This window comes from Thermococcus sp. 101 C5, assembly GCF_009372125.1.
Taxonomy (GTDB): Archaea; Methanobacteriota_B; Thermococci; order Thermococcales; family Thermococcaceae; genus Thermococcus_A; species Thermococcus_A bergensis.
In genome coordinates this window covers 1-6,438 of record NZ_WHIZ01000082.1, presented here as the reverse complement: position 1 = coordinate 6,438, position 6,438 = coordinate 1, and the positions used below count along the sequence as shown (strand labels likewise).

Below are 6,438 nucleotides of genomic sequence, written 5' to 3'. Positions count from 1 at the left end.
TGACCTGTTACTCTGATGGAAATTTGCTGGCTTTACTGTCTGTTGATCCGGCGAATAAGCATGATGTGAGTGTTGTCCGGGAAAAGTTCTGGGTGATTGTTGAGGAGTTTTCCGGCTGTTTTCTGTTTTTGGATAAGGGGTATGTTAACAGGGAACTCGAGGAGGAGTTTTTGAGGTTTGGCGTTGTTTACACGCCAGTAAAGCGGGGGAATCAGATTAGTAATCTGGAGGAGAAGAAGTTTTACAAGTACTTGTCTGACTTTCGCAGGAGGATTGAGACTTTGTTTTCGAAGTTTTCTGAGTTTCTTCTGAGGCCGAGCAGGAGTGTTAGTTTGAGGGGGTTAGCTGTCAGGATTTTAGGGGCGATTCTGGCCGTGAATCTGGACAGATTATACAACTTCACAGGTGGTGGGAACTAGGGTTAGTCACTATTATCCTGATAGAAACCTACAGAATTTTAATAATCTATCTAAGGCAACACCGCGTTAGCATCACTCACATCCTCGAAGTTGGAATCGTGGCACTCGTCCAAAAGCTCATTGTTACTTCGGATTTCAAGGAGCTCGATGCCCTAAAGCTCTTTGCTGTTGGTGGATTGCTTTTTATACTCGGCTACCTATATATCAAGATAGGTGGTGAGTAATGGGAGTTCAGATTGGTGAGCTTTTACCAAGAAAAGAGTTGGAGCTTGAAAATTTAAACGGAAAAAAAGTCGCAATAGATGCGTTTAACGCTATTTACCAGTTCCTCTCAACAATAAGACAAAGGGATGGCACTCCCTTAATGGATTCCAAGGGAAGGATAACGTCCCACCTTTCAGGGCTTTTCTACAGAACCATAAACCTGATGGAAGTTGGAATAAAGCCGGCGTATGTATTCGATGGGAAGCCCCCGGAGTTTAAGAAAAAAGAGCTCGAAAAAAGGGCCGAGTATAGGGAAGAAGCACAGGAAAAATGGGAAGAAGCTCTGGCAAGAGGGGACCTGGAAGAGGCAAAGAAGTACGCGCAGCGGGCGAGCAAAGTAAACGAAATGCTTATCGAGGATGCCAAGAAGCTTTTGGAACTTATGGGCATCCCATGGGTACAGGCTCCTAGTGAAGGTGAAGCGCAGGCAGCATATATGGCCTCTAAAGGGGACGTCTGGGCTTCGGCGAGCCAGGACTACGATTCACTCCTGTTTGGAGCCCCCAAGCTAGTTAGGAACCTCACCATAACTGGAAAAAGAAAGCTCCCCGGAAAAGATGTATATGTGGAAGTTAAACCGGAGCTCATAGTTCTCGAGGAAGTTCTAAAAGAGCTTAACATAACAAGGGAAAAGCTGATAGAGCTCGCAATTCTTGTAGGGACGGACTACAACCCTGGAGGCATAAAAGGAATCGGGCCTAAAAAAGCCCTTGAAATAGTCAAATACTCCAAAGACCCCCTCGCGAAGTATCAAAAAATAAGTGATGTTGACCTCTACGCAATAAAGGAGTTTTTCCTAAACCCGCCGACTACAGATGAGTACAAGCTCGAATGGAGGATGCCTGATGAAGAAGGGATACTAAAGTTCCTCTGCGATGAACATGACTTCAGTGAGGAGAGAGTTAAAAACGGCCTGGAAAGACTTAAAAAGGCAGTTAAGGCCGGGAGACAGTTTACATTAGACAGCTGGTTCAAAAAGAAGTGATTAGAAAAGCTCAGAGTGGAAGCTTCAGTCCCAGTTTTTCTACCATTTCTTTGTATCTGTTTCTTACTGTTACTTCTGTTACTCTTGCAACCTCAGCAACTTCCCTTTGAGTTCTCTTTTCGCCCTCGAGCAGTGAAGCAATATACAAAGCCGCGGCAACAAGACCGGCAGGACTCTTACCACTCGTCAAACCCATCTCATAAGCCCTCTCAAGGAGCTCTACAGCCCTCCTCCTCGTCCTCTCACTCAGGCCGAGCTCATCCGCAAACTTGTTCACATAATCCGTGGGCTTCACGAAAAGCTTCTTTGGAGTCAGGTTAAGGTTCCTTGCAATAAACCTGAAGCTCCTTCCAATCTCCTTCTTATCAACCTTGGCAATATCTGCAATCTCGTCCAGAGTCCTCGGAATCTTTAAAAGCCTGCATGCGGCATAAACACAAGCTGCAATGACACTCTCAATTGACCTTCCCCTGATAAGCCCCTTCCTAACAGCCTCCCTGTAAAGCCTTGCCGCTTCCTCCTCAACGTGCTTCGGCAGGTTTAACCTCGCACCAAGCCTGTCCAACTCACTCAAGGCAAAAGCAAGGTTTCTCTCGGCGGCATCGCTAACTCTCAGCCTGCTCTGCCACTTCCTAAGCCTGTAAATCTTCTCCCTCATCAAACCCTTAACATTCCTGTCGTAACCAATATCCGTCGAAAGACCCTTATCGTGCAACAGAATACTCTCAGGTGCACCAGTTCTAGAACGCTTCTCCCTCTGAGAAGCATCAAATGCTCTCCACTCGGGACCCATATCAATCATGTTTTCCTGAATTACAAAACCGCAAGTTGCACAGATTACTTCTCCCCTTTCGGGGTCATAAACAAACTTATCGGAACCGCAAACTGGGCAAACCCTTTGCTTAGTCACAATTACACCCCCACGGTCATTGAACTTGTCAATTCCCATATATAAATCTTAAGTTTTTTCAAACTTTGATATTGAATTTGTTATCCATCTTATGTGCTCTTTTTTAAAGGTAATCTTTTCGAGCACTCTGACGTCATCTTCAAGGACATTTACATACACCCACAGGAAAACCGGATCACTATCACTTCCAACAACAAGGTTGCGGTAAAGAATGTCAAGAGTTCCATCGCTACTTTTTCTTGCCGACAATGGCTTCCAGATGTCCAAATTAACTTCTCCCTTTTCGTTTAGGAGATTAATGACGTCCTTAATTTTCACGTCTTTATCACCATCTAATCCTAAAGTCTCTTCTGGTTCTGGCTTCTATTTGAGCTAAAATCTTTTTAAGCTTTTCATCCGTGATTCTCTCGGTTATCTGACCAGCTTGGTACAACTGAGCTAGAATCAATTCTACCTGTCTCGCAAGTTCGGGTCTCACAAGCTTAACCCTTGCAAGCCTCTCTCTCGCTTCAGGCGTGAGAATTTGCCTCATCAAGGCATCTAACTGGGCCTCTAACTCCATCTCCTGCCTTGCCCTTTCTTCCTCCTCTTTTTGCTGCTCTGCAAGTCTCTTCTGAAGTTCCAAAAGTTTTCTCTTCCTGATCTCCTCAATATCTTCAGCCATCGTACCACCCCAAATAAAATGATATTTAAAAGTATTCAAAAACTAATTAAAGCCAAAAAGTAAGAGAACATCAGTACTTCTTAAGCTCTGGGATTACTTCTTCGAGCTCCTTCTTAAGCTCTGTAGCCGCCTTGTCAAGGAAGCTTCTTCCCTTTGGTGTAACTACCCTTCCCTCTCCGGGCACCTTTGTAACAAACCCAGCTGCTTCGAGCTGTTGAAGAGCCTTTCTAATTATGCTTCCGCTTCCCTTGTAAAAGTGCTCCGGAGCGTGTCCTCTGTTTTTCCTTCCACCGTACCAAGTCCTCAGCCTCTCAATACCAACTGGCCCGTCAACATAAACCTTTCTGAAGACTGAAGCAACTCTGTAGTACCACCAGTCGTCCTGCTCTGGGAGTCTCTCCTTGTGTCTTCCTGTCTTAACGAATGGTGCCCACTCAGGTGGCTTTATCTCGGGGACTTCCTTCAACTTTTGAGCTACCCTCTCAACGAGTAAATCACCGGGAACGTCATAAACTGTTGCCATTTTTCACTCCCTCCCTTTCTTGAACTTTTTCCTAAATTGAGCAATGTCGAGCTTGACTTTCTTAACGGGTTTTTCCTCCCGCCTCTCTTTCGAGAGTTCCTTAAGCTTGAGCTTGTTTAAATACTTTTCCCATCCCTCTCTGGGACGGAACAATATAAACCTTTTGCCCCTCACATCAATAAGCTCACTATCCGTCAGCTCCGCAACTTTCTCTGCTATCGCTTTTCTATCCATCTGAGTTGCTATTAGAGCGCCTTTTCTTATCTCGACTTTTAATACGCCGTCTTTTTTAAGCTGAGTGTTGATTTCTTCGATGACACTCGCATCTAACCCTCTCTTTCCAACCCACGCCTTAGGTTCAATATCATAATATTTGGCCCTTAGAGCTCTTCTCACCTTTCCAGGTAAGCGCTTTTCCATCTCTCTCACCTCAAGTAATCTCGCCCTTACTCACGGACGCGAAGTTTTTTAGGAGAGGCCCTTTTTAAACCTTGCTTAAGGTATTGCACACCTTTGACCAAAAACCCTTATTAAGTTTTGGCCTTAACTTTGTATTGGTGACTGCCATGAAGGTGCTGTTTTTAAGTGCCGACGACTTTGAAGATTTGGAACTGATATACCCCCTCCACCGCATAAAGGAAGAGGGGCACGAGGTATATATTGCAAGCAACAAGAAGGACACAATAACCGGAAAGCATGGATACTCCGTAAAGGTTGATCTGCTGTTTGACGAAGTTGACCCGGATGAGTTCGACGCGCTTGTGTTACCCGGCGGAAAGGCCCCGGAGAGGGTTAGGATAAACCCAAAGGCCGTCGAGATAGCCAAAAAGATGTTTGAAGCTGGAAAGCCAGTAGCAACCATATGTCACGGCCCGCAGATACTTATCTCCGCCGGAGTCCTCAAAGGAAGAAAAGGAACCTGCGTTGTCACAATAAAGGACGACCTCATAAACGCGGGTGCAGAGTACATTGACAAGGAAGTCGTCGTTGATGGCAACTGGGTAAGTTCAAGACATCCCGGAGACTTATATGCTTGGATGAGAGAATTCGTAAAGCTTTTGAAATGACTACTTCCATTTTTCTTTATAAGCCAAGCACTTGTGGATTGATACAAGATTATAGGCCATAGTTAAAAGAAATTTTCGTTAATTTTAAGTTAGCATGGAAAAGAAATCAAAGGGAGTGCACAAAAGCTGTAGGATAAGTTAAAGACATTAAAAATTGAAAGGGAAATCAGAGGACTTCTCTGTCCCTGTTTTCTCTGGTCAGTTCAGCCCTTCCTTTTTTGAGTGTTTCCTCTATTTTTCTGTAGTACTCCATCATTTCTTTGCTGACACTTGGGCCAACCTTCTTGAGAGCTTCCTCAAAGTCTTTCATTGTGACCTTGACTTTCTGCCTGATCTCGCTTGCCCTTGTACCGGGCTTGATAACACCCTCGGCTATTGCCCTTCTCATGGCGTTCAATGCTGCCTCTCTCACAACTGCTTCAATGTCAGCTCCAGTGTATCCTTCTGTTCTCTTTGCTAGCTCCTCACGACTGACGTCTTCAGCCAATGGGACGTTTCTTGTGTGCACCTTGAATATCTCAAGTCTTGCCTTTTCGTCAGGCGCTGGAACGAGGATGAGCCTGTCGAACCTTCCTGGCCTAAGCAAGGCTGGGTCTAAGATGTCCGGTCTATTGGTTGCGGCAATAACCACAACACCACTGTTCTCCTCAATACCATCCATCTCCGTGAGCAGCTGGTTAATAAGCCTATCTGTAACTCTGTTGACGTCTGTGCCTCTTCTTGGGGCTATTGCGTCAATCTCGTCAATGAATATCACTGTTGGTGCAGCCTGTCTGGCCTTTCTAAAGATTTCTCTTATGTTCTTCTCGCTCTCACCGACCCACTTGCTAAGCACTTCTGGTCCTCTGATGCCGATGAAGTTGGCCTCACTCTCTGTTGCCACTGCCTTAGCTAGCAAGGTCTTACCGGTTCCAGGCGGACCATAGAGGAGGATTCCCTTCGGTGGATTGATTCCCATGGCCATGAATGCCTCTGGATACTTAAGGGGCCACTCCACAGCTTCTCTGAGCTGCTGCTTGACATCCTCAAGACCACCGATGTCCTCCCACCTAACGTTTGGAACCTCCAAGAGCACTTCTCTTAAGGCTGAGGGCTCAACCATCTTTAGAGCTTCGTAGAAGTCCCTTCTGGTTACCTTGAGCTCTTCAAGGACCTCCTTTGGAATGGTCTCTGCTTCGAAGTCTATCTTGCCTTCCTCTATGAGTCTTCTTAGGGCAGCCATAGCGGCTTCTCTTGCCAGTGCTGCTAAGTCGGCACCAACGAATCCATGAGTCTTCTCGGCAAGCTCCTCGAGGAGGAGGTCAATTAAGCGATTCTTCACTTCTTCGTAGAGCCTTCCGTCCTCGTCAGCCTCTTTAAGTAGTTTCTTAATCTCGTTGTCTCTGTCGGGAGTTTCGTCTATCTTCTTAAGCACCCTCTCAACTGCCTCTCTGAACCTATCGTCCTGTTTAAGCTCCTCAAGGATTCTCTTAACGTCTCCTTTCCTGAAGTCGGGCTCAATTGGCATTCCTCTTGTGTGGATTTGGAGGATTTCTTTTCTTCCCTGCTTGTCAGGAACACCAACCTCAATCTCCCTATCAAACCTACCCGGCCTTCTGAGAGCTGG

General features: G+C 45.8%; 10 protein-coding genes. 4 read left to right on the top strand and 6 right to left on the bottom strand.

Annotated elements, in window-relative coordinates; translation table 11 throughout:
• The 3 genes from GBV73_RS10100 to fen form a co-directional block, all read left to right on the top strand.
• The coding region (locus GBV73_RS10100; RefSeq protein WP_152880017.1) for a transposase at positions 1–419 on the top strand (419 nt) is incomplete at its 5' end.
• The gene (locus GBV73_RS10095; RefSeq protein ID WP_371717091.1) at positions 389–643 is read left to right on the top strand and encodes a phosphate-starvation-inducible PsiE family protein; all 255 of its coding nucleotides are present in this window, start codon (positions 389–391) and stop codon (positions 641–643) included. The genes GBV73_RS10100 and GBV73_RS10095, both read left to right, overlap by 31 nt.
• Positions 643–1,668, top strand: a complete 1,026-nt coding sequence (gene fen / locus GBV73_RS10090; protein ID WP_152881129.1) for a flap endonuclease-1 — start codon at positions 643–645, stop codon at positions 1,666–1,668. The genes GBV73_RS10095 and fen overlap by 1 nt, the downstream gene beginning before the upstream one ends.
• A 10-nt stretch (positions 1,669–1,678) precedes the next feature.
• Here the strand turns inward: fen and GBV73_RS10085 are convergent, their stop codons facing one another.
• From GBV73_RS10085 to GBV73_RS10065, 5 genes are all read right to left on the bottom strand, one after another.
• Complete coding sequence (locus GBV73_RS10085; protein ID WP_371717090.1) at positions 1,679–2,578, bottom strand: transcription initiation factor IIB; 900 nt, start codon at positions 2,576–2,578, stop codon at positions 1,679–1,681.
• A 48-nt stretch (positions 2,579–2,626) separates the two neighbouring features.
• Positions 2,627–2,896, bottom strand: coding sequence for a hypothetical protein (locus GBV73_RS10080; protein ID WP_042697981.1), 270 nt, complete (start codon positions 2,894–2,896; stop codon positions 2,627–2,629).
• Positions 2,897–2,903: 7 nt separating this feature from the next.
• Positions 2,904–3,242, bottom strand: coding sequence for a DNA-binding protein (locus GBV73_RS10075; RefSeq protein WP_042697978.1), 339 nt, complete (start codon positions 3,240–3,242; stop codon positions 2,904–2,906).
• A gap of 70 nt (positions 3,243–3,312) precedes the next feature.
• Positions 3,313–3,765 (bottom strand): 30S ribosomal protein S19e, encoded by a 453-nt coding sequence (locus tag GBV73_RS10070; protein ID WP_042697974.1) that lies wholly within the window; start codon positions 3,763–3,765, stop codon positions 3,313–3,315.
• Between the two features lie 3 nt (positions 3,766–3,768).
• Positions 3,769–4,185, bottom strand: coding sequence for a YhbY family RNA-binding protein (locus tag GBV73_RS10065; protein WP_042697970.1), 417 nt, complete (start codon positions 4,183–4,185; stop codon positions 3,769–3,771).
• A gap of 146 nt (positions 4,186–4,331) precedes the next feature.
• Here GBV73_RS10065 and pfpI point away from each other — a divergent pair, with 146 nt between their 5' ends.
• Positions 4,332–4,832: a deglycase PfpI gene (gene pfpI / locus GBV73_RS10060; protein WP_042697963.1), complete on the top strand. Its 501-nt coding sequence runs from the start codon at positions 4,332–4,334 to the stop codon at positions 4,830–4,832.
• 166 nt (positions 4,833–4,998) lie between these two features.
• Here the strand turns inward: pfpI and GBV73_RS10055 are convergent.
• Positions 4,999–6,438: AAA family ATPase (locus GBV73_RS10055; RefSeq protein WP_152881125.1), on the bottom strand; the 1,440-nt coding region annotated here is incomplete at its 5' end.